This is a genomic window from Bradyrhizobium sp. Pha-3 (assembly GCF_042258615.1).
Classification (GTDB): Bacteria; Pseudomonadota; Alphaproteobacteria; order Rhizobiales; family Xanthobacteraceae; genus Bradyrhizobium.
The window spans coordinates 7,588,540-7,609,969 of sequence record NZ_CP170152.1; the positions used below are offsets into that span (position 1 = coordinate 7,588,540).

General features: G+C 61.9%; 17 protein-coding genes and 6 pseudogenes. 15 read left to right on the plus strand and 8 right to left on the minus strand.

The genetic code is table 11. The annotated features are described in order from the left end of the window. Window positions 1–31: 31 nt before the first annotated feature. Window positions 32–1,253: pseudogene (locus tag ACE10Z_RS35555) on the plus strand (IS701 family transposase). A gap of 23 nt (window positions 1,254–1,276) precedes the next feature. Here ACE10Z_RS35555 and ACE10Z_RS35560 read toward each other — a convergent pair. After that, window positions 1,277–1,383, minus strand: a pseudogene (locus ACE10Z_RS35560) (IS481 family transposase); the annotation flags it as partial. 641 nt (window positions 1,384–2,024) lie between these two features. Here ACE10Z_RS35560 and eutB point away from each other — a divergent pair. The 4 genes and pseudogenes from eutB to ACE10Z_RS35580 all read left to right on the plus strand — a co-directional run bounded on the left by eutB (window position 2,025) and on the right by ACE10Z_RS35580 (window position 5,830). Further along, window positions 2,025–3,008 carry a hydroxyectoine utilization dehydratase EutB gene (gene eutB / locus ACE10Z_RS35565; RefSeq protein WP_375784907.1) on the plus strand — a complete coding sequence of 328 codons (984 nt, stop codon included), beginning with the start codon at window positions 2,025–2,027 and terminating at the stop codon, window positions 3,006–3,008. Between the two features lie 4 nt (window positions 3,009–3,012). Continuing rightward, window positions 3,013–4,002 (plus strand): cyclodeaminase, encoded by a 990-nt coding sequence (locus ACE10Z_RS35570; RefSeq protein ID WP_375784908.1) that lies wholly within the window; start codon window positions 3,013–3,015, stop codon window positions 4,000–4,002. Window positions 4,003–4,094: 92 nt separating this feature from the next. Beyond that, a pseudogene (istA, locus tag ACE10Z_RS35575) lies at window positions 4,095–5,573 on the plus strand (IS21 family transposase). Next, on the plus strand, window positions 5,570–5,830 hold the full coding sequence (locus tag ACE10Z_RS35580) for a hypothetical protein (RefSeq protein WP_375784909.1): 261 nt from the start codon (window positions 5,570–5,572) through the stop codon (window positions 5,828–5,830). The pseudogene istA (ACE10Z_RS35575) and the gene ACE10Z_RS35580 overlap by 4 nt, the downstream one beginning before the upstream one ends. A gap of 221 nt (window positions 5,831–6,051) precedes the next feature. On the opposite strand, the gene ACE10Z_RS35585 is transcribed toward ACE10Z_RS35580, so the two are convergent. The 5 genes from ACE10Z_RS35585 to ACE10Z_RS35605 all read right to left on the minus strand — a co-directional run bounded on the left by ACE10Z_RS35585 (window position 6,052) and on the right by ACE10Z_RS35605 (window position 9,473). Then, window positions 6,052–6,642 (minus strand): UPF0149 family protein, encoded by a 591-nt coding sequence (locus tag ACE10Z_RS35585; RefSeq protein WP_375784910.1) that lies wholly within the window; start codon window positions 6,640–6,642, stop codon window positions 6,052–6,054. A gap of 29 nt (window positions 6,643–6,671) precedes the next feature. Next, a complete protein-coding gene (locus ACE10Z_RS35590; RefSeq protein ID WP_375784911.1) occupies window positions 6,672–8,234 on the minus strand; it encodes an IS66 family transposase in 1,563 nt (520 codons plus the stop codon). A gap of 50 nt (window positions 8,235–8,284) precedes the next feature. After that, window positions 8,285–8,638 (minus strand): IS66 family insertion sequence element accessory protein TnpB, encoded by a 354-nt coding sequence (gene tnpB, locus ACE10Z_RS35595; RefSeq protein WP_375784912.1) that lies wholly within the window; start codon window positions 8,636–8,638, stop codon window positions 8,285–8,287. Continuing rightward, the gene (locus tag ACE10Z_RS35600; protein WP_038381409.1) at window positions 8,635–9,072 is read right to left on the minus strand and encodes a transposase; all 438 of its coding nucleotides are present in this window, start codon (window positions 9,070–9,072) and stop codon (window positions 8,635–8,637) included. The genes tnpB (ACE10Z_RS35595) and ACE10Z_RS35600 overlap by 4 nt, the downstream gene beginning before the upstream one ends. Window positions 9,073–9,338: 266 nt before the next feature. After that, window positions 9,339–9,473, minus strand: a complete 135-nt coding sequence (locus ACE10Z_RS35605; protein WP_375784913.1) for a group II intron maturase-specific domain-containing protein — start codon at window positions 9,471–9,473, stop codon at window positions 9,339–9,341. A gap of 131 nt (window positions 9,474–9,604) precedes the next feature. Here ACE10Z_RS35605 and ACE10Z_RS35610 point away from each other — a divergent pair. The 4 genes and pseudogenes from ACE10Z_RS35610 to ACE10Z_RS35625 all read left to right on the plus strand — a co-directional run. Further along, window positions 9,605–10,031 (plus strand): annotated as a pseudogene (locus ACE10Z_RS35610) (transposase); the annotation flags it as partial. A 753-nt stretch (window positions 10,032–10,784) separates the two neighbouring features. After that, on the plus strand, window positions 10,785–11,618 hold the full coding sequence (locus tag ACE10Z_RS35615) for a transporter substrate-binding domain-containing protein (protein ID WP_375784914.1): 834 nt from the start codon (window positions 10,785–10,787) through the stop codon (window positions 11,616–11,618). An 872-nt stretch (window positions 11,619–12,490) separates the two neighbouring features. Beyond that, a pseudogene (locus tag ACE10Z_RS35620) lies at window positions 12,491–12,664 on the plus strand (transposase); the annotation flags it as partial. Window positions 12,665–13,042: 378 nt separating this feature from the next. Then, complete coding sequence (locus ACE10Z_RS35625) at window positions 13,043–13,252, plus strand: hypothetical protein (protein WP_375784915.1); 210 nt, start codon at window positions 13,043–13,045, stop codon at window positions 13,250–13,252. A gap of 72 nt (window positions 13,253–13,324) precedes the next feature. Here ACE10Z_RS35625 and istB read toward each other — a convergent pair whose 3' ends face one another. Together istB and istA (ACE10Z_RS35635) are read right to left on the minus strand one after the other, a co-directional pair. Continuing rightward, the gene (gene istB / locus ACE10Z_RS35630; RefSeq protein ID WP_375781038.1) at window positions 13,325–14,101 is read right to left on the minus strand and encodes an IS21-like element helper ATPase IstB; all 777 of its coding nucleotides are present in this window, start codon (window positions 14,099–14,101) and stop codon (window positions 13,325–13,327) included. 17 nt (window positions 14,102–14,118) lie between these two features. Then, a complete protein-coding gene (istA, locus tag ACE10Z_RS35635; protein WP_375781039.1) occupies window positions 14,119–15,669 on the minus strand; it encodes an IS21 family transposase in 1,551 nt (516 codons plus the stop codon). A gap of 254 nt (window positions 15,670–15,923) precedes the next feature. Between istA (ACE10Z_RS35635) and ACE10Z_RS35640 the strand changes: the two genes are divergently transcribed. The 6 genes and pseudogenes from ACE10Z_RS35640 to ACE10Z_RS35665 all read left to right on the plus strand — a co-directional run bounded on the left by ACE10Z_RS35640 (window position 15,924) and on the right by ACE10Z_RS35665 (window position 21,402). Next, the gene (locus tag ACE10Z_RS35640; protein WP_375784916.1) at window positions 15,924–16,907 is read left to right on the plus strand and encodes a tyrosine-type recombinase/integrase; all 984 of its coding nucleotides are present in this window, start codon (window positions 15,924–15,926) and stop codon (window positions 16,905–16,907) included. Further along, on the plus strand, window positions 16,907–17,821 hold the full coding sequence (locus ACE10Z_RS35645; RefSeq protein WP_375784822.1) for a tyrosine-type recombinase/integrase: 915 nt from the start codon (window positions 16,907–16,909) through the stop codon (window positions 17,819–17,821). The genes ACE10Z_RS35640 and ACE10Z_RS35645 overlap by 1 nt, the downstream gene beginning before the upstream one ends. Next, a complete protein-coding gene (locus ACE10Z_RS35650; RefSeq protein ID WP_375784821.1) occupies window positions 17,818–18,831 on the plus strand; it encodes a tyrosine-type recombinase/integrase in 1,014 nt (337 codons plus the stop codon). The genes ACE10Z_RS35645 and ACE10Z_RS35650 overlap by 4 nt, the downstream gene beginning before the upstream one ends. A gap of 71 nt (window positions 18,832–18,902) precedes the next feature. Then, window positions 18,903–19,223, plus strand: coding sequence for an IS66 family insertion sequence element accessory protein TnpB (gene tnpB, locus ACE10Z_RS35655; protein ID WP_375784824.1), 321 nt, complete (start codon window positions 18,903–18,905; stop codon window positions 19,221–19,223). A 74-nt stretch (window positions 19,224–19,297) separates the two neighbouring features. Continuing rightward, window positions 19,298–20,898 (plus strand): annotated as a pseudogene (locus tag ACE10Z_RS35660) (IS66 family transposase). A gap of 213 nt (window positions 20,899–21,111) precedes the next feature. Then, the gene (locus ACE10Z_RS35665) at window positions 21,112–21,402 is read left to right on the plus strand and encodes a tyrosine-type recombinase/integrase (protein WP_375784917.1); all 291 of its coding nucleotides are present in this window, start codon (window positions 21,112–21,114) and stop codon (window positions 21,400–21,402) included. Window positions 21,403–21,430: the final 28 nt, after the last annotated feature.

The following is a 21,430-nucleotide window of genomic DNA, read 5'->3' on the forward strand; positions in this document are numbered from 1 at the left end:
CTTTCTGAAGGTTCTGAATCCATGGGCGATCATGATTCGGGATCTGACGATTGGTGGTGCGTCGGTTGAGGATACGCTGACGCTGTGGGCTTCGTCGTTGCGAGATGCCAAGCAACGGATCCGTCCGCTGTTTACGCAGGAGCGGGTCGCGGCCTCGGCGGGGCGGTTTCTCGACGGACTGTTGGGCAACGAGCCGCGCAAGACCGGTTGAATGCGGGCGGAAGCGGCCGGCGATCCAGGGCCGTGGCGCCAGCAGGCGATCCTGGGCCGGGGGCAGTGGGACGCCGATGCGCTGCGCGACATTGTGCGTGAGTACGCCCTGGAAACGCTCGGCGATGAGGGTGCGGTTCTGGTCATCGATGAGACCGGCTTTTTGAAACAGGGCAAGGCCTCGTGCGGGGTCGCACGCCAGTACACCGGCTCGGCGGGCAAGATCACCAATTGCCAGATCGGAGTGTTCGCCTGCTATGTGTCGCGGCATGGCCATGCCTTCATCGACCGGGCCGCTCTATCTGCCAAAGGAATGGACGGACGACCCCGCTCGCCTGAAGGCAGCGCATGTCCCGAGCGATGTGGGCTTTGCGACGAAGCCCAAGATGGCGCGTCGAGTGATCGCTCGCGCGATCGCCGCAAGGGTGCCGTTCTCGTTCGTGGCGGCGGACAGCGTGTATGGCACGGGTGAGATCGAAATCCTGCTGCGCAAGGCGGGCAAAGGCTATGTTCTCGGTGTTGCTTCCAATCACGTGTTCCGTTCCTGGGGCAAGCCGCAGCCTGTCGCCGGCACCGCCTCCGCGATCGCGCAGAGCCTTCCCAAGGGGGCCTGGCGCCGCCTGCCGTCCGGCGAAGGGACCAAAGGTCCGCGCTGGCACGACTGGGCCTATCTTGAGCTGGCCGATCTTGACGCTGGAGAATACAACGACGCCCTTACCGGGGAATGGACGCGGGGTCTTCTGATCCGCCGCAACAGTGCCGACGGCAGCTTGGCGTTCTTCTCCACATGGTGCCCCAAGGGCACCTCCATGCAGAAGCTAGTGTCGGTGGAAGGCCATCGCTGGGCCATCGAGGACAGCTTCGAACCACCAGACGAGCTCGGCCTTGATCACAACGAAACCCGCTCCTGGCATGGCTGGCATCGCCATGCCTCACTCGTCATGCTTGCCTTCGCCATGATGGCCGTCATCCGCCATCGGGCCAACACTGGGCCATTGCTCAAAAAAACGCGACCGCGGCCTCGACCGAGGCATCGTCCTTGATCCGCTGGTCGATCCAGGAATACCCGCCGGTCACCGGTGACCCGGTGCCGGCGCGCGCAAAGCGGCCGAGCTTCTTGATGTTCAGGCGGATCATCTCGCCCGGCCGGCTGCGCTCGTAGCGCACGATGGGAGTTCCTTCAGCTTGCCTATAGCGCGACAATCTGGCTGGGAAGCGGCTTCCCAGCCGAATCGTCGCGCTACAGAAGCCAGGCAAGATGTCACTTCAACCGCACAGACATGACCGTCGTACCCTGGCGTGGCGAAAGAAAAGATGGCACCCTGATCGGGGCCAAGCCCATCTGCATGTCCAATTCGGGTGGCGAACCTCGATTGACAGCATGGTCCCTGTTCACATTTTTCGGAGCCCTCGAGCGAGCGGTTCGAGCAGGCCATCCAGAGCGCATACCATAACGAGTCGGTTAGAGCGGGCTTCATCCGGCACGCTATTCCGCAGGGTAGGCGCGGTTGGGATGCCAGGCACGCAGCGTCTTAGTCCAGCTTCACTTCGGACCGGAGCATGACATGACCTATGCAGAAGGGAGCCGCCGCATCCCAACTCGAGACACCTGCCCGTTTTCGGCGCAATTCATCGGTTTTGTGCATGAAAGCCGAGCGTTCGCATATTACAACGCGTAAAAGGACACTGTGGGGAGCGGCATATTGTTGAACGTAAAATGACCGCCCATCGGAGACTCAAATCGAGTATCCAAGGAAGTTAAAGTGGAGACAACTCGTTCAACACGGGGCGGCGATCAAGCAACCGCAGTGGACTTGACGACCGCACTCGCCGAAGCGCTTGAGGCACATCGGCGCATCCGCGACTACGTTATCAAAACGCCGACTGTTCACTCAAAAGGACTATCTTCTCTTTGCGGTGTCGAAGTGTTCCTCAAGCTAGAACATCGCCAAACAACCGGTAGTTTCAAGTTGCGCGGAGCGACAAATGCCATAGCGCAGCTTACAGAACAGGAGCTACGCCGGGGGGTAGCTACAGCATCGACCGGCAACCACGGTCGCGCTATTGCCCATGCCGCGAAAGCAGCCGGCTCATCCGCGAAAATCTGTATGTCTAGATTAGTTCCGGAGAACAAAGTTTCCGAGATCAGACGCTTGGGCGCGGACGTGCGCATTGTCGGCAATTCTTACGACGAGGCGGAGAGCGAGCTAGATCGGCTAGTCACCGAAGAGGGTCGCGTGATGGTGCATCCGTCCGACGATGCAGCCATCATAGCCGGGCAGGGTACGGTCGGTCTCGAGATCGTGGAAGCAGTGCCAAACGTTGCTACTGTGCTCGTTCCTTTGGGGAGCGGAGGGCTGTCGGCTGGGATCGCGTCGGCCGTGAAAGGCATGCGGCCAAGCGCGCGGATCATAGGACTCACCATGGAACGGGGGGCGGCTATGAAGGCCAGCCTTGATGCTGGTCATCCCGTGCAGGTCAAAGAGTACGAGAGTCTAGCGGATGCCCTCTGTGGAGGGATAGGCCTAAGCAACAAGCTGACGTTCACGATGTGTCGGGAGCTCCTTGATGATGTCATCTTGCTCAGTGAAAGTGAGATCTCCGGGGGCATACGCTATGCTTACGAGCAAGAACATGAGGTTGTTGAGGGAGCGGGTGCGACAGGCGTTGCGGCACTGCTCGCGCGTAAAGTTCCGGATATACAAGGACCTTTGGTGGTCGTGCTATCCGGTCGTAACGTTGATCCGGAGTTGCATCGCCGTGTTATAGAGGGCGAGCGTGCCCCGTTTGGAGAGTAATGGCATGGTAAAGGTCATAACGGAGCAAGAACTTAGGACCCTTGTGCCGCTCGACCGCGCGGTCGTGCGGTGTATAGAAGGCGCCTTCCATGCTCTCTCTACAAAGCCGGTGGAGATGCCACCTATACTCCGGCTTAACATATTCGACCATCAGGGTGAGGTGGACGTAAAGACCGCTTACGTACCTGGTGATGACTATTTTGCCGTGAAGATTGGGTCTGGCTTCTTCGAGAACCCGAAGATGGGTCTTCCGAGTGCAAGCGGTATGATGGCACTCTTCTCCAGCGAAACTGGCATTCCTCAGGCTATCCTGCTCGACAATGGTTATCTCACTGACATCCGTACGGCCGCAGCAGGTGCCGTAGCAGCGCAGTACCTCGCCCGGGAGAATGCTACCGTGGCTGCGATCATTGGAGCGGGCGTGCAGGCTAGGTTGCAGTTGGAGGCACTGATGCTCGTGCGCCCGGTCATAGAGGCACGAATTTGGGCTCGCGACTTCGCAAAAGCGAAAGGACTTGCCGAAGAGCTCTCAAGGAAGGTCGACATATCGGTAATCCCTTACGAGGAACCCGCTCTCGCCGTGAGTGGCTCGGATATCATTGTGACGACAACACCCGCGAGCAGCCCAATCCTAAGCGCTGCTTGGATCGAGCCAGGACAGCATGTTACAGCGATGGGCTCGGATGCTGAACACAAGAATGAGATTGAGCCAGCCGCGATTGCCCGCGCTGATCTCTATGTGGCGGATAGCTTGCAGCAGACAAAAAGACTGGGTGAATTGCACCACGCATTGGCCTCGGGGGTGATCTCCGAAAGGTCTGCCCTCCTCGAACTTGGGGACATTATCGCCGGAAAAAAAACGGGCCGCTCAAGCAACGCGCAGATTAGTATCGCTGATCTTACCGGTACCGGTATTCAAGACACCGCGATTGCCGCATTTGCCTTTGAGCGAGCAAAAGCTGAAGGTACCTCCATCGGCACCTGTGTTTCCTGACGCGGGTAGCTTTCGTTCGGCGGAAATGTAGCGTGATGCTCAACAACCGCTACATGATCATCTAGGGACGCCGCCATGTCACCGACCGCCAGATGAGGCTCTATATGAAGCTACGATTGACTGAGACTCCGACGATTGCCGCGGCCAAGGCCGGGTTCTCTCCCGCCACCGCCTATCGACTTGAGGCCGACCAGCGCCTTCCCGACGAGCCCAAAGTGCCGCGAGGCCGGCGCCGCCCCGATCCTTTAGCAGTGATCTGGGAGGCTGAGATCGTGCCGACAATTGCCGCAGCGCCCGGGCTGCAGGCGATCGCGGTGTTCGAGGAGATCCGGAGGCGCCATCCGGAACTCGGGCCCAGCATTCGTCGGACGCTGGAATGCCGCATCCGGGCCTGGCGAGCGCTGCATGGCCCGGACCAGGAAGTGATCTTCCGGCAGGTCCACGAACCCGGCCGGCTCGGGCTGTCGGACTTTTCCAAGGCGGATCACCTCGGCGTGGCGATTGCCGATGCGCCGTTCAAACACAGCCTCTATCACTTCCGGCTGGCGTATTCCGGCTTCGAACATGTCCATGGTCGTGCTGGGCGGCGAGAGCTATATCGCTCTGGCCGAGGGCCTGCAGAACACCCTTTGGGCATTGGGCGGCGCACCGGTCGAACATCGCAGCGACAGCCTGTCGGCCGCGCAACTTGGACGCCGACGCCGCCAAGGATCTGACTGTGCGCTATGAGGCGCTGTGCGCCCATTACGGCATGATCCCGAGCCGCAACAATCGTGGGATCGCTCACGAGAACGGCTCCATTGAGAGTGCCCATGGCCATCTCAAACAGGCGCTCGCCGATGCGCTTCTCCTGAGAGGCTCGGCCGCGTTCGAGGAACTTATTTCCTATCGACGTTTTGTCGACGAAGTCGTGAGTCGCCACAATGCCAGGAACGCCAAGCGGATCGATCTTGAACGCGCTGCCCTCAAGTCGCCTCCCGACCGCAGGACCCACGACTTCGAGGAAGTCATCGTTGCCGTGACCTCGTCCAGCGGCTTTCGCCTGCGCAAGGTGTTCTATTCCGTGCCGTCACGGCTGATCGGCCATCGCCTGCGTGTCCGCCTGTTCGATGATCGGCTCGATCTATTCATGGGAGGCACGTATCTGACGAGCCTGGCCCGAGGCCGCGCTTGCCCAGTGAGCGGCAAGCACGACAGCGTCGTCGATTACCGCCACATCATCCACAGCCTGCGCAAAAGCCGATGGCGCTGATGAACCTGGTTTATCGCGACAAGCTCTTTCCCAGGACCGCTTACTCCAGGACCTTTGATCAACTCGTCGCCAAAGCGCCGGCGCGAACGGCCTGCAAGATCATGGTCGAACTCTTAAGCGTTGCCCATGACCGCGCATGCGAGGCGGAACTCGCAGAGCTGCTCGATGCCGATCTTGAGGCCGGCCGTCTGCCCGATCTTGGTGCCTCATCGCACGCTTCGCGCCCCAGCTCACTGCATTGCCGGTCGTGACCGTTCGCTTCCCGGCGCTCAGTACCTACGACGAACTGAGATCCGTCAATCCCGGAGACGCCGCATGAGCGCCCGCGAGATCATCGATGCCGGCCGGCTCCAGATCATGCTGAACGAACTCAGATTACCGACGATCAAGCAAATCTGGCCGGATTTTGCCGCCCGCTCAGACAAGGAAGCCTGGCCGGCCGCCAGATTCCTCTCCACACTCATGGAACATGAACTCGCCGAGCGCACCCCAAGACTCCCGCGCTGGCCTGCCGCTTTTGTCTTCGAAACGCCCGAAGAAGAGCCTCTTCGTCGACATGGTGCAGCAGGGCCGTGAACCGGATTGGGGCAGCCTGCTTGGCCGCCGCGTTCACCCGCTCAAGGTTCGGCAGCAAGGCGACCCGGCTCTGTGTCCGGACCCTTGCCTCCTCGCGCAGGCTCTCCTCGGGCTGGTCCCTTCCCTCCATGCGTCTCGTTACCTTCGACGATTTCACAGGTGTCGGGTCGGAGGAGGCGCCCATTGAAGGTAACCGGTATGAGCTCCCACGTCGGCGGTGATCAGCGTGCGCGTGCGTAGCGGATCGGCATCCAGTATTGGCGCATGGCCTCGACGGCTGCGGGAATATCGAGGTGGGCGTTGCGCAGAGAGTCTCGGGTCTCGCGGCCGGTCCGTGGCGGTCCGAGCAGCGGACCGGCCTGATCTTCGCGACAGTGAAGCAGAATAGGCAGCAGCAGGCGGTGATTGACGTTGCTGGCGTCCAGCAATGGCGCCCACGCCAACAGCCTGAGCCGCATCGCGGCGTAGAATCCCTGGCACCATGGTCGCGGATCGACGACGCCGTTGGGTTGACGCCGGTGCATCGGGGCGAACTGGTTAGGCGTGGTGGAAAGGATCTGGCTGATCTCGTTATGACGCAGCGCGACGGCGGAGATCGCAGCGAACTCCGGGGTGCCGCCGTGGTTGAAGGCATCGGCATCGATGGCAAGCAGTGGGCATATCCAATCGAGCGGGCTCATCGACACCGGTCCGGCCACGATCGCGGCGACGTAGCCGTCGAGCATGGGGAGACCGGTGGCGGCAGGATGCTGATCGACGCGAGCCTGGAGCCATTGCTCGAGCTCCGCAAGCGGCATGGCGGCGGCCGCCATCGACGATGAAGCTTTAGGGCGACGTGGGCTCATGCTGCAGCCTGTGCGATGCGCTCACGGGCCGCCTTCCAGTTCCAGACGAGCAGCTCGTGGAGCTGGTGGCTCTTGGTTCGCCCGGAGACAATCCGCTCCAGCACGTCCGTCAGATAGATCTGAGGATCGAGTTCATGGAGTTTTGCCGTGTTCACGATCGACGACAGGATCGCCCAGCTCTCGGCGCCGCCTTCGCTGCCGCTGAACAATGAGTTGCGTCTTCCCATGGCAATCGGGCGCATGGAACGCTCTACCGTGTTCGAATCGACCTCGACGCGGCCGTCGCGGAGAAACAGCGTCAACCCGTCCCAGTGATTGAGTACATAGTTGATCGCCTCCGCCAGCTTCGACTGCGAGAAGAGCTGGCCAATCATTGTGGTCAATCGTGCCTTGAGCGCCTCCATCAACGGAGCGGTCCTGGCGCGACGGACGGCGAGCCGCTGCTCGGCGCTCGAGCCGCGGATCTCGGCTTCGATCGCATAGACCGCCTGCAGGCGTTCGATCACCTCGCGCGCGAACGGCGACTGCGTCGTCTTGAACACCTCGACGAACTTACGTCGGGCATGAGCAAGACAAAAGGCGAGCTGGATCTCACCGCCATGATCGCGGGCGAGCGCCTTGTAGGCGGCATAGCCGTCCACCTGCAGAATGCCGGAAAAGTCCGTCAATTGTCCGGCGATCTGCTCCGTGCCGCGGCCGGCAGCGAACACGTAGGCAACCGCCGGCGGCGAGGGCCCGCCCCATGGTCGGTCATCCATGGCATGCGCCCAGAACTGGCAGATGCGGGTGCGATGTCGTCCGGGGTCGAGCACCGGCATCGGCGTCTCGTCGCAGAACACGCGCGCCGCGCTCTGGATCGTCCTCAGCTGAAGCTCATAGAGGCTTTTGAGCCACCAGGCGGCACGCCTCACCCAGCCGGCGAGCGTCGCGCGGTCGAGCTGGATGCCCTGGCCGGCCAAGATCTGCACCTGCCGGTACAGCGGCAGATACCAGGCGAACTTCGAGACCACCACGTGGCTCACGAGTGCGGTCGAGGCCATGCCGCTCTCGATCAGGCGCGGCAGCACCTTCGCTTGGACCACACCATCGGTGCAGCTGCGGCAGCCATATTTGGGACGGATCGTGCGCAGCACCCGCAGGATCGCCGGGATGATGTCCAGCACCTCGCTGACGTCCTCGCCGATCTTGTGGAGCTGACCCTGGCAGCACGGGCAAGCCGTCGCCTCCGGCTCCAGCACCTGCTCGCAGCGCGGCAGGTGCTTTGGGAGTGCGCCGATGTTGCGGCGCGCCTTCTTCCGCGGCGGCTTGCCAAGCGGCTTCGCCGCTGCCGCATCGTCGTTGGCAGCGGCAGGTGGCGTGGCGTCGGTCTCGAGATCGCCCAGCTCAAGCGCGAGTTGCTCGTCCACGAGCACCGCAAGTCGCTCCGAGCGCTTCCCGAAGATCATCTCCTTGAGCGTCTGCATCGCCACGCGCAGCTTCTCGTTCTCGGCGTCAAGCGCGAGCACCATCTCGGTCAGAGCTGACGGATCGGTCGGGAGAGCGTCGGGGCGAATCGCCATGACCAGACGATACATCCGCGCGCGACACGCTCCAGCGAAATCCTCGCCTCTCAGCCGACAACGGCCGGCTGCTTCACAGGCTTGGGTGAGACACGCGTCCACTCGAGCCCGTCGACCAGCATCGCGAGCTGCGTCGCACTCAAACGCACCGCGCCGTCGCGGATCGGCGGCCAGGTGAAATGCCCTTCGTGCAACCACTTCGTTACAAGCACCATGCCGCCGCCGTCCCACGCCAGCAGCTTCACTCTGTCGGAACGTTTGGAACGGAAAACGAAGACGGTGCCGTCATAAGGACTCGTGTGTAACGCTTCGCTCACCAGCGCCGACAGCGTGTGCACCGACTTGCGAAAGTCGACCGGCTGGGATGCCAGCATCACCTTGAGGTCGGGCCGCAGCGCTATCATCGATCGCCTCTGAGCACCGACAGCACCGTGCAAAGCGTCGCAGTATCCACTTCTCCCTCGACGCGAATGCGCGCCCCACTCACCTCGATCTCGACCACCCCACAGGCCATGGTCGGCGGCGCGGTCACCTTCAAGGGCCTCGCTTGCGCCGACGCTGCGAGCTGGCCGCTCTCGGCGCCAATCTGGATCGGCACGAAGCTCGGCGCCTTGCCGGCCATTGCCGTAATCTGGCGTCGCCACACCGTGAGCAGCCCGCGGGAAACGCCGTTGCGCCGCGCTACCTCGGAGATGTTCGTGCCTTCCTCAAAACTCTCCGCCACGATCCGGGCCTTCTCCTCGCCCGTCCATCGTCGCCGCCGGCGCTCCCCGGTGATCACCTCGACACGACGATAGGAGTCACCTTCCTGCCTGGCATCAAGCATGGCATTTACCATCGATCCACCTCCTCCGATCAACTCATGCCAGGCTCTATCGCGCGTAAGCCCAGGGTGGGCTAGGTGGGGGCCTCATGCCGGTTACCATTGAAGGGCTCGCCTCCGTCCGCCACTCAAACGGAACGTGCAGTTTTCCCGCATTCCGCTTTCATGAATGGTTTCGCGAGATCCGGAGAGAAGGTATCAGCGAGACAAGGTTGACCAGCTTGAACTCACCCAGCAACCGCTTGGTGGGATAGTCCTTCCAGCAGTTGTTCCGCCATCCCTTAGCGCGATGCGCGCCAAAGCCTTCGGACGATCCAGCCGTCCAGTTGGTGGAAGCGCTTTCGAACTTGGGAGCGGCAGTAGCAGTTGCCCCAACCTCGGATGATCGGGTTGATCATTTTAATCAACTCACCCATGCGCAGAGGTGTTCTCCTCTGCGTCAGGGCCCGGATTTGATCCTTGAATCCGTCCAACAACTTCTGCGTAGGAATGGGGTAGAGAATAGGGTCGCTTACCTGGTTAAAACCAGGACACCGATAGGTCTCCTGCCGGCAAGAGCGGGCGGCGCGTCGTCTCTGCCTTCATCGCCACCGCGTTTGCCCAGGACGATGCCGAGGCCGCCCGCGCCCAGTGGCGGAAGGTCACCGATCAGCTCCGCCCCAAGCTACCCAGGCTGGCTGGCTTCCTCGACGAAGCGGAGACCGATGTGCTCGCTTTACATGACCTTCCCGCCCCGGCATCTGACCAAGCTGCATTCCAGCAACCCGATCGAGCGCCTCAATGGCGAGATCAAGCGGCGGACCGAGGTGGTCGGCATCTTCCCCAATGAGGACGCCATCGTTCGCCTCATCGGCGCGATCCTGCTCGAGCAGAACGATGAATGGGCGGTCCAGCGCGCCCGTTACATGACGCTGGAAACCATCGCGCCGTTGAGCGATGATCCAACCGTCAGCCTTCCGGCGATCGCCAGCTGACCTGCCCGGCCTGGCCGGTGAACACGGTGCCCGCCGCCAGCTACACCACGCCAGGGAACACGATCCGCCGATCTCGACCAGCCGTTCGCCAAAATCGATTTGCAGCTGCTTGCCCGGCGGCGTCTCGAACCGCACCGTGGCGCGCGCTTCCGCCGCAAGCTCCTGGCGATAGCGCTGCAGCGCACGTTCGACTGTGCGCAGGCTGACCATGATGCCTTTCTCGGCTGCCAGTTCCTGGCGGATGACGTCGGCATTGCCGTGGTGCTGCAGACGCTCCTTGAGCCAGGTCTCCTGGCCAGCGAGCGCCTTTTTGCATCGCGGCTGTCGATAGGGCGTCCAGCCGCCGGCCGCAACGTACTCCTTCACGGTGTTGCGGCTATTCCCGAGCTTCCGGGCAATCCGTTTGCTACCCCACCCCAGGTCGTTGAGCCGGAGTATCGCCGAAACCTCGTCCGGCTCCAGCATGGCCTCCCTCCGCGGATCCTTGAACCGCAGAGGAGCTGAACTGAGCCCCCGTTCTGACTGCGTCGCGAGGGGGGGAGCATTTTTCCATGTCGCCCGACAATCATGCGCGACGGCTCGGGTCGAAATCGCTGCAAAGAAAACTCTCAATTGCAGAATTTCTGCAACCTGGACCCGATTTCTGCGATCTTTGGGCGGCGATGCAACCCTATATTTTGGGTTCAAATCGGGTGAGTTGGCCCAACCGACGCAACGCAATCTCTACAGGCAGGGACACAGGGAGGATTTGATATGCTTTCAAAAACCGGACTTCGACTTGCAATGAGCGCGCTCGGTATCGTGTTCGGCCTCGCCGGAGGCGCTACCTACGCGGAGGGCACAAAGACCGTTATCAATGCCGCTACGGAGCCAACCATTCCGCCATTCACATATAAAGATCTAGCGTCCAACAAGCTGATGGGATTCGACATCGACCTCTTCGAGGCGATCGCTGCGAAGATGGGCGCGAAAGTCAACTGGATTGATACGAAGTATCAGGAGTTCATCCCAGCGATCAAGACGAAGCGTGTCGACGTCGCCGTGGCCCAAAAGGAGGATACGCCTGAAGGCCGTACCGCCGGTGTGAGCTTTGTCGATTACGTGAACGACGGTTCGGTGTTCGTCACGCTGCGTGCCAACGCCGAACGCTTTCCGGACATGGATGTACTGTGTGGCAAGCGCGTGGGCGCAACCCGCAGTTCGGATCGGCCAGTCCTAGTTGCGAAATGGAGTGACGAGCATTGCACCAAAGCCGGTAACCCCGCGGTAATCGTAGTCGGCACCGAGCACTCGGCCGATTCGCGGCTGCAGATAAACCAGGGCCGCATAGACGCGTTCACGTTCAGCCCGCTTCGGATAGGATATCAGAACAAGATCGAGAACAACCGCTACATGGCTATTGGAAAGCCTTTCCACTCGTTTCCGAACGGGATCGTTTTCGCGAACGATGACCCGCAGTTCGGGCAGGCGATCAAGAATGCGCTTGGTGCAGTCATGGCCGATGGCACGTATCGAGACCTGCTGCGCAAGTGGGACCTGCCGGATGATGGTGCAATCGAACGGCCCATGATCAATGGTCAGCCCTGAACGCACGTGCGAGTCGTTGACGCGGGCAGCTGATCAAACGTACTGGAAATAACGGTGAGGGTCTTTGGACGAGCCGATCGCGGTAGGGACACTCTCACCGCGGATGGTTGACGGCGAAGCGCACGTCAGACCAAAGATGAAGGATGCTGGCTGGGGTAGGAAGTCCTCGGCTAGCTTCTCGATCCGCTGCCAGCTCTTCCAGTCCCTCTGGCTTCGGTGCTGTGTTCGCCGCCAGAAAGTGACGATGTGGTGGCGGAACACCGCGATGGCCCGACGTTTGGTCGGCACGGCGTGATACGCAACAGAAGTAACAAAACGACCTGTCTCAGCCAGCGTCCCTGTTCAGGGATCGGCCGATGCATGCGCCGTCGCAGTCCCTCCTTTACCTCCTTGAGCTTCCTTGGTCATGCGGTCACACCGAAACTTCCGTTGCAGCAGGAATTTTCCCTGCTGTGATTTGCCACAGATGACACTGAAGCCACGAAGTAGGAGGTCTCCGGTTTGCCAAGCCCACGCTCTCCGCGCCTTCCGCTGCGTAGCGGCCAAACGCGATCAGGCGGGTCTTTTCCGGATGCAGCGCTAGCACACGATGACCTTATCGCCGGTGGCTTCAAACCGTCGCCAGCGCTCGGAGAGCAGGCGTAATCGACCTGAGTTGTCGGCCTAGCTAGGTCCTGCTCCGCCGAATGCCCGCCCGGCCGGTCGCGCGCTTCGAGGGCTTTACCGGCATCCTGCTGGCCGACGGCTACAGTGTAAGCGGCAAAGAGACCCCGTCTGGCGGAGTGGGTGAGCGATCGGCTATTGGCTGCTGAGTTTGTGAGCCGATGTGAGCTTCTATGTCTGCGCCTAGTTCTGGAACTAGAACCTTCCATATGATCGAAGCGGTTGCCGACCGTCTTGAGGGAGCGCCGCGTCAGCTTCGCCGGCGCTGGTCGGACGAGTTCAAGGCGCAAGTTGTGACGGAGGCGCTGGAGCCTGGCGCGAGCGTATCGGCGATCGCCCGCCGGATCGGCATTCACCCGTCGCAGCTGTTCGCCTGGCGCCGTGATGCTCGGGCCGAGCGGCATTATCGCTCGCGGCCCTCGAGTTGCGAGGGTGTGGTGGCTACTGTGGCAGGCGCGGTGATCGAAATTGCGATTGGCGAGGTGGTCGTGCGCGCCGGCGTGGATGTTGACGAGGCGCACTTGCAACGGGTGATCCGGGCGGTCCGTTCGGCATGATCCCCTCTGGTGTGAAGGTGTTCCTGGCCAGCCATCCAGTCGACTTCCGCAATTATGCGGAGCCTACGATTATGCGGAGTGCGCGGCCGTTCGATCCGAGATCCGCTCCGTTATCAACAGTTTAGTTCCCAGTGCCCTCTTCCTCGCTCCGCATAATCTGGGACCTCCCTTCCTGTCTTGATGGCAACGAAAGGGAGACAAGGAATGGCCAAGTCGAGTGAGAATCACTGCCACGGGCAGCGCTGCATGGTCGCAGGCGATCTCGCCCCGCTGGTGACGGAGTTCGCACGACACCTGACGGTGTTGGGGCATTCGAGCTTGACAGTGAGCGGCTATGATGCCGCAGCCCGTCACCTCGCGCAATGGCTGACGCTGTCTGCGTATTTCGCAAAAACGGGACAGCGGTTTCGCTAACTGACGGACAGCAGTTTCGCTAAATCGCGGACAGCGTGGCGGCGCTGGCTTTTGGTTGCCTGGTTGTTGAAGTCAGTTGGTATTCGTTTCGCTGTTTTCGACGTCGGTCAAGGGGCGCGCAGCTTTTTTCCTTCGCATGCTGTCGCCTTCGAGGGCGATACGGTGGGAGTTGTGGATGATCCGGTCCAGGATAGCATCTGCGATGGTTGGCTCGCCGATCATGTCGTGCCATTGGGCAACGGGCAGCTGAGCGGTAATCAAGGTCGATTTGCGCCTGTAGCGCTCTTCGAAGATTTCGAGGAGATCAAGGCGCTGCTGGTCATTGAGGGTGTGGGTGCCCCAATCGTCGAGGATGAGCAACTGGACACGTGCGAGCTTATCGATGAGGCGCGGGAAGCGACCATCGAGACGGGCCATGGCGAGGTCTTCGAACAGGCGCGGCATACGCAAATAGAGGACGGAATGATCGAGCCTGGCCGCCTGGCGTCCGAAGGCGCACGCCAGCCAAGTTTTGCCAGTCCCGGTCAGGCCGGTGATGATGAAGTTCTCATGGGCTTTCAGCCAGGCGCCTTGCGCCAGCTGCAGGGTGTTGCGCCGGTCAAGACCGCGGCGGGACGCGAAGTCGACGTCTTCGATACAGGCGTCGATGAAGCGCAGCTTGGCTGCGGCCAGCCGATTGGTCAGGCGCCGGTCGGCGCGCATGGCGGCTTCGCGATCGAGCATCAGGCCGAGCCACTCGTCGCGGCTGAGATCGGCGGCATTGTCCTGTTCGGCCAATTGCCGGTAGGCGGCCGCCATTCCGGCAAGGCCGAGCGCCTGCATCTGGTCGAGGGTCGGGTGGGTCAGCATCGCGATGTTCCTTTCCTTCATTGATAATAGCCCCCACCACGGATGTTGGCGTGCGAGGGGGTGGCTTTGACGGGGGCGGCAGCAGGGCTCGCGCGGTCGAGCCCGGATTTGAGGATCGCGCTCACCGAGGAGTAGCTGATCGCGTTGATGACGAGTGCCCGCTCGCAGGCCGCTTCGAGCCGATCGCGCTCGTAGCGCCGCGCCAGGGCGATGATCCCCATGGCGGAGCGATAACCCTGCTCGGGATGCGGGCGCTCACGCATCATCCGCTCGACCAGAGTGGCGGCGTTGACGCCGATCCGCGCTGCCATCTTGATCAAGCTCGCCGGCGTCATATTGGCGTAACGCTGATGGGCCTTGGGCATGTGCTCGTTCACGGTGACATGGCCGCTGCGCTGAGAGCGGCGCACATGGCTGGCAACACGCGTGTGATCCTGGAAGATCTCGACGGCTCGATAGGTGAGCCGGACGTCCACCCGACGGCCGATCAGCCGGTGCGGCACCGAGTAAAAGGTCTTGTCGACTTCGACGTGATAATCGGGGTGGACCTTCGCCGTTTTCCATTCGGCGTATTCGAACGGCTCGCCCGGCAACGGCGTCAACGCAGCGCGCTCGATCTCCTCGAACAGCTGCCGGCGGGATTTGCCGATATGGCGCATCGGCCGATGGTTCAGCTCCTCCAGCAAACCGGCGATCGCAGTATTGAGATCGGTCAGGTTGAAGAACCGCCGATGGCGCAGCCGTGCCAGAATCCAGCGCTCAACAATCAGCACCGCGCCTTCAACCTTGCCCTTGTCGCGCGGCTTGCGGCTGCGGGTCGGCAAAATCGTCGTGTCGTAGTGCTCGGCCATGGCGGCAAAGGTTTGGTTGAGCGTCGGCTCGAACCACAACGCCTTGACGACCCCGGCCTTCAGATTGTCGCAGACGATCGCCCTGGGAACTCCGCCGAAGTACGACAAGGCCCGGGTCTGGCCTTCGATCCAATCTGGTAGTCGCTGACCGAAGCTCCCCATAGCGAAGGTCAGCGACGAGGCCCCGAGCACCGCGACAAATATCTGCGCCTGGCGGATCTCGCCGGTTTGCGGATCGATCACCTCCACCGTCGGACCGGCATAGTCGGTCTGCATCACTGCACCCGCCGCGTGGCGATGACGGAAGGTCGGGTTCGCCCGGCGCCGATAGGCGTCAAACTTCTCGCAGAACCACGTGTAACCATAGCCGTCGGGATGCGCCGTCCGGTATTCCTGCCACAGCAGCGTCAGCGTCACGCCCTTGCGCTTGAGCTCCTGCGCCACCCGTGGCCACTCAGGCTCGCTCAAGTCCTGCGGGGGCCGCCCGACCCGCCGGAACAAGGCTCGCTGCAAGGCCGCCTCGCTCTCGTAAATCGGCGGCAGCGGCCAGCTCAAACCCGCTTCACGCGCTCGCAGCAGGTAGGTGGCAACCGAACTCTTGCTGATCTGCAGCCGTTCCGAGATCTCCCGAACCGACAGGTCCTGCTCGTACGTCAGCCTCAGGATCGATCGTAGGTCCTTCACAGTGGTTCGTTTCGCTTGCTTCCGTCTCGGCATTGCCCCTCTCAAACTCAGCTTGAGAGAGAACATTGCCTGAACGGCGCTCCCGAAAACCAACCTCCCGCAACTGTCCGCGATTTAGCGGAATCCCTGTCCCGGAATTACTGAAATCGCTGTCCGCGAATTACCGAAATTGCTGTCCGGAAATTGCCGAAACACGCACGCTGTCCAAGGTCGCAGTCACCGACATCGATGATGGCGTCACTGATCAGTTCGCTCGGCATCGCTGTCGATGCCCCGGCATACGTCGCATGAAGGGCGTGTCCAAGAAGTACGTGAGGCGGGTGCGCCGGTTCGTCGAGTTTCTCGGCGAGCGCGGGATCGTCCAGCGCAAGCCGAAGCTCGCAATACCGACGCTCGACCGGTGGGTAGTCGAGTTCCAGGACTGGCTGCGGCAGCATCGCGGCGTCACAGAGCTGACAATAGATCGACATGGTCGCATGGTCATGCGGCTGCTCCCGGCACTTGGCAGCAAGCCGCGAAGCTGGAATGCCCAACTCATTCGCGACGTGATCATTGCAGAGACGAAACGGGTCTCGCTCGCCTATGTGAAGACTATGACGATGGCGCTGAGAGGATATTTGCGGTTCCTCACCGCGCGGGGGGTGTGCCGGGCGGGACTCGATCATGCTGTGCCAATCATTCCGCAGTGGCGACTGTCGTCGCTGCCGCGATACATCAGCTCGTCAGATGTCGAGACGTTGATTGCAACGTGCGACCAGACCACCGCGACTGGCGTTCGTGATCGGGCGATCCTGCTGCTGTTGGCACGACTGGGCTTGCGGGCCGGCGACATTCTCTCTCTTCGTCTCACCGATATTGATTGGCAACAGGCGACGCTGTCGGTTCGTGGCAAGGGGCGGCGGGAGACGAGATTACCGCTGCCGCAAGATGCCGGGGATGCCTTGCTCGCTTATCTGGATCAGGCCCGGCCGCACGTCGCCGATGTTCGAATCTTCTTCATGTCGAATGCACCAATCCGGCCGCTGACAGGTTCGAGCGCAGTCTCTGATGTTGTGCGTGGTGCAATACGAAAGGCCGGTATCCCCGCTCCGTCGAATGGAGCCAACCTGCTTCGGCATTCGGCCGCGACGGCCATGTTGCGGGGCGGCGCGACGCTCGACACAGTTGGCGCCGTACTGCGCCACCGCTCACCGGACATGACCGCGCACTACGCCAAAGTCGACGTGACGATGCTGCTGCAGATCGCGCAGCCATGGCCGGGAGATGCGTGATGCTGAGTCAATATCTTGCCAAATATGTGGACCAGCAGCAGTCGCTGGGGTTCAAGTTCCGCGTCCAGCAAATCCTGCTGAGGGGCTACGTCGGCTTCGCCGAGGAGTGCGGCGACCGGCACATCAGAAGTGCCCGGGTCCTGGCATGGGCCGCACGTGCGCCGTCACCGGAGCAGCGCCGCAACCGGTTGCTTACCGTGCGGCGGTTTGCGCTGGCGATGCATGCCGAGGATCCGCGCCATCAGGTTCCGGCGGCGGATGCACTCGGCCACGCCGTCGTCAAGCGGCGAGCGCCGTATATCTATAGTGCGGAGGAGATCGCACGACTGCTTCGTGCTGCGGCGGCACTCCGGCCAGCGGGCTCGATCAGACCGACCATGTATGCAACGCTCTTCGGCCTGCTCACCGCTACTGGCATGCGGATCGCAGAAGCATTGGCGCTGCAGATCGACGATGTGACTGCCGATGGGCTCGTCGTCCGGCAGACCAAGTTCCAGAAGAGCCGGCTGTTGCCGCTTCACGCAACAGCTCGGCTGGCGCTCGACAGATATCTGGTTGCCCGGCGGTCGCTAACCACCACAGATCGTGCTCTCTTCGTATCGGTTGCCGGGCAGTCGCTGCCCTACAACACCGTGCGACGGATCTTCCTGCAGCTCCTTGATGGCACCAATCTCAGGGGCGCGCACTCGGGGCGAGATCCGCGCATCCACGATCTGCGCCACACCTTCGCAGTCCGCTCACTGGAGCAGTGCCGCCACGATCGTGCTGCGGTCGTTCGCCATATCGTCGCACTCAGCACCTACCTCGGCCACGCCCACGTCACCGACACCTATTGGTACTTGCAGGCGACGCCGGTCCTGATGGGCCAGATCGCCGAGGCCGGAGAGGCATTGCTCATTGGAGGTGCCGCATGACCGCGCTCGCCCCCTACCTGAGCAGCTTCCTACGCGAGCACTTGCCCAAAGAACGCGGAGCGAGCCAGCATACCTGCGAGGCGTATGCGCAGAGCTTCCAGCTGTTGCTCCACTTTGCCGCCGGCCGGCTCAAGCTCAAGCCATCGAAGATCGAGATCGAACGGCTCGACGCGCCGCTGATCTTGGCATTCCTGGAGCATCTAGAGAAGCAGCGCGGCAACTCGGCGCGAACCCGCAATGCCCGGTACGCTGCGATCAACTCGTTCTTCCGTTACCTGGAATACAGGGTGCCATCCTGCCTCAACCAATCACGTCGGATCCATGCGATCCCGATGAAGAAGACCGATCAGGCGCTCGTCGGCTATCTCACCCGTGACGAGCTACAGGCTCTGTTAGACGCGCCAGACGTCAGCACCGTGTCCGGCATCCGTGATCGAGCGATGCTGCATCTGGCCCTCGCCGCAGGCATGCGCGTGTCGGAGCTGGTCGGTCTCCGGCTCGATCAGATCGATCGCCAGACCATGTCCAGCGTGCACATCATGGGCAAGGGCCGTCGTGAACGTGTCCTGCCTCTCTGGAAGGAGACGGCCGCAGCTGTGAAGGCTTGGCTCAAAGTGCGTCCAGTCAGCGGCGCTCCTGAGCTGTTCTTCAACGCCCGCGCCCAGACGATGACCCGCTCAGGCTTTGAATACATCCTGACCAAGCATGTCGCCACCGCCGCTCGCAAAGCGCCCTCGATCGCCGACAAAGGCGTCAGTCCGCACGTACTGCGCCATACCTGCGCCATGCATACGCTTCAGGCCACCCGGGACGTCCGGAAAGTCTCGCTGTGGCTCGGACACGCCAGCCTGCAAAGCACCGAGGTCTACCTTCGTGCCGATCCGACAGAGAAGCTCGAAGCGCTCGCCGCCATGTCGCCGCCGATGCTGACCCCAGGTCGCTTCCGGGCGCCCGACAAGCTCCTGGCCATGCTGAACGCGGCCGGACGCAAGCCGAATTATGCGGAGTGAGACATACGAGAAAACCGCGGCGGGGAGCAACTTCCTGCCGCGCACTCCGCATAATCGTAGGCTCCGCATAATTGCGGTTATGTGGTGCACCACATAACCGCAAGGGTATCGATGGCCTTGTTGCGCTTGTGCGCGATGCGGGCTCAGATCCGTTCGACGGTGCACTTTATGTCTTCCGGGCCAAAAGAGCCGACAGAATAAAGATCGTATGGTGGGATGGCTCCGGCGTGTGCCTCTATTTAAAACGTCTTGAAAAGGCGAAGTTCTGCTGGCCGCGGATCGGGCATCATCGGGTGCAGATGAATCCCGCGCAGTTGATGGCACTGGTGGATGGAATGGACTGGAAGCGGGTCCGGACCGTGGCGGTCAAGCCGCCGGAGATTGTTGGGTAAAAGCGCTGCGGCGAAGTGAATCAGTGAGCTGAAAAGGCAAGAGAACCGGGGCAAAATGTGCTCTGGTCGGGCCAATGACGCCGCCCGATCTCAACCTCCCGAATGACGTAGAGACGCAGAGACGCTGAGAGCCATGGTGCATGCCATGGCCGAGAGGGCGGCCCGCGCCGATGCTCTGGAGAGCGAAGTCGCCGATCTCAGGGCGCGCAACGCCGATGCCGATGCGCGCATCGAGCGGCTGACGCAGATCCTGAAGGCCTTCGACCGCGTCCGGTTCGGCCGACGATCGGAAAAGCTCGGCTCTGCGAACGGTGACGATGAACAGCAGACCTTTGTCTTCGAGGAAATCGAGACCGGCATCGCTGCGATCAAGGCCCAGGTCAGCAAGGGCCGTGAGCAGGCGGACGGCAAGCGTGCACCGCGTCGGCGCAAGGGCTTTGCGCCCCATCTGGAACGGATCGAAACGGTCATTGAGCCGGAAGAGCTGGCTGAGCATGCCGGCAAGCAGAAGGTGCTGATCGGCGAGGACGTGTCGGAGCGTCTGGATGTGGTGCCGGCCAAGTTCCGTGTGATCGTTACGCGCCGTCCCAAGTACGCCTTCAAGAACGAGGACGGCGTGATCCAGGCGCCGGCCCCGGTCCATATCATTGAAGGAGGCATTCCGACGGAAGCGCTTCTGGCCCAGATCGCCGTCGCCAAATATGCCGATGGCCAGCCGCTCTACCGGCAGGAGGCTATCTACGCCCGCGACAAGGTCGAACTCGACCGCCAGCTGATGGCGCAATGGATGGGCAAGCTCGGCTTCGAGCTGGAGATCGTGGCCGACTACATCTTCAGCGAGGTCAAGAAGGCCGAACGGGTCTTTGCCGACGAAACCACCTTGCCGACGCTCGCTCCCGGCTCCGGATCGACGAAGACGGCCTACTTATGGGCCTATGCCAGGGATGACCGAACCTTTGGCCGTAGCGGTCCCCCGATGGTGGCTTATCGCTTCGAAGACAGCCGCTCCGGCGAATGCGCGGCCCGCCATCTCAATGGTTATCGGGGCATCCTGCAAGTGGATGGCTATGCCGCCTATAACAAGTTGGCGCGATCCGATCGCGGCAATGATGGCGTCGCATTGGCTGGCTGCTGGTCACACAGCAGACGCAAGTTCTACGAGCTGCATGTTGCAGGGAGCTCGGAAGTGGCAACGGCGACGGTCGAGCGGATGGCAAGGCTCTGGCAGGTCGAAAAAACCGTGCGCGGTCAAAACCCCGACGTTCGCGTTGCCGCGCGCCAGCAAGCCTCCGCGGCGGTCGTCGCTGATCTCTTCGACCTCTGGCAGCAGACTTTGCGGCGGATCTCCGGCAAATCAAAACTGGCTGAGGCGATCCGCTATGCCGTCTCGCGCCGTGCCATCTTCGAACGCTTCCTCACCGACGGCCGCATTGAGCTCGACTCCAACATTGTCGAACGCGCCATCAGGCCGCAAACAATTACGAGAAAGAATAGCCTCTTCGCGGGCAGCGACGGCGGCGGACGAACCTGGGCAACCATCGCAACGCTGCTGCAGACAGCGAAAATGAACAACGTCGATCCATTCGCTTGGCTCAACCTAACACTTCAGCGTATCGCCAACGGCTGGCCGAGCAGCGAAATCAACGCGCTCATGCCATGGAACCACGCCGCCTGACGGCCTCAGCTTGCCGTTTACGTTGGAGCGAGGACGCCCGCAGGTGCTCCTTCACGGCAAGGGACGCCGAGATCGCGTCGTTCCCATTCCTAAGGATCTGGTGCGATCGCTGACGGACCTATTGAGCGAACGCGGCCTCGCCAATCATGAACCGCGGCCGATCTTCGTCGGGGTCCACAACAGCGCCTGACGCGTTTCGGCGCGACATACATCGTGCGGCGTGCCGCCTCCCAGGCCGGGTCCACGAGGCCAAGCTTGGAGGGCAAGCCGATATCGCCGCACATCTTCCGGCATTCCCTCGCCATGAAGCTTCTCCGGTCAGGCGTGGACCTCCTGACGATCCAGGCTTGGCTTGGCCATGCTCAGGTCGCCACAACCCACCGATACGCCGCTGCGGATGTCGAGATGATGCGCCGAGGACTCGAGAAGGCGGGCGTCTCAGGCGACCGCAGCGCGCGCTCCCGGCCGAACGACACCATCCTGCAGCTGCTGGCCAACATCTGATTATTATGTGGCGGAGAAACCCTGGGTG

Excerpts from the sequence above, each read along its gene's own strand:
- ACE10Z_RS35645 (WP_375784822.1), top strand. The coding sequence starts at position 16,907 with ATGCTGAGTCAATATCTTGCCAAATATGTGGACCAGCAGCAGTCGCTG.
- ACE10Z_RS35625 (WP_375784915.1), top strand. The coding sequence starts at position 13,043 with ATGGCCAAGTCGAGTGAGAATCACTGCCACGGGCAGCGCTGCATGGTC.
- ACE10Z_RS35615 (WP_375784914.1), top strand. The coding sequence starts at position 10,785 with ATGCTTTCAAAAACCGGACTTCGACTTGCAATGAGCGCGCTCGGTATC.
- ACE10Z_RS35640 (WP_375784916.1), top strand. The coding sequence starts at position 15,924 with ATGAAGGGCGTGTCCAAGAAGTACGTGAGGCGGGTGCGCCGGTTCGTC.
- ACE10Z_RS35585 (WP_375784910.1), bottom strand. The coding sequence starts at position 6,642 with ATGGCGGCCGCCGCCATGCCGCTTGCGGAGCTCGAGCAATGGCTCCAG.
- tnpB (WP_375784912.1), bottom strand. The coding sequence starts at position 8,638 with ATGATAGCGCTGCGGCCCGACCTCAAGGTGATGCTGGCATCCCAGCCG.
- ACE10Z_RS35650 (WP_375784821.1), top strand. The coding sequence starts at position 17,818 with ATGACCGCGCTCGCCCCCTACCTGAGCAGCTTCCTACGCGAGCACTTG.
- ACE10Z_RS35590 (WP_375784911.1), bottom strand. The coding sequence starts at position 8,234 with ATGGCGATTCGCCCCGACGCTCTCCCGACCGATCCGTCAGCTCTGACC.
- ACE10Z_RS35600 (WP_038381409.1), bottom strand. The coding sequence starts at position 9,072 with ATGGTAAATGCCATGCTTGATGCCAGGCAGGAAGGTGACTCCTATCGT.
- ACE10Z_RS35605 (WP_375784913.1), bottom strand. The coding sequence starts at position 9,473 with ATGGGTGAGTTGATTAAAATGATCAACCCGATCATCCGAGGTTGGGGC.
- ACE10Z_RS35570 (WP_375784908.1), top strand. The coding sequence starts at position 3,013 with ATGGTAAAGGTCATAACGGAGCAAGAACTTAGGACCCTTGTGCCGCTC.
- istA (WP_375781039.1), bottom strand. The coding sequence starts at position 15,669 with ATGCCGAGACGGAAGCAAGCGAAACGAACCACTGTGAAGGACCTACGA.
- istB (WP_375781038.1), bottom strand. The coding sequence starts at position 14,101 with ATGCTGACCCACCCGACCCTCGACCAGATGCAGGCGCTCGGCCTTGCC.
- ACE10Z_RS35580 (WP_375784909.1), top strand. The coding sequence starts at position 5,570 with ATGAGCGCCCGCGAGATCATCGATGCCGGCCGGCTCCAGATCATGCTG.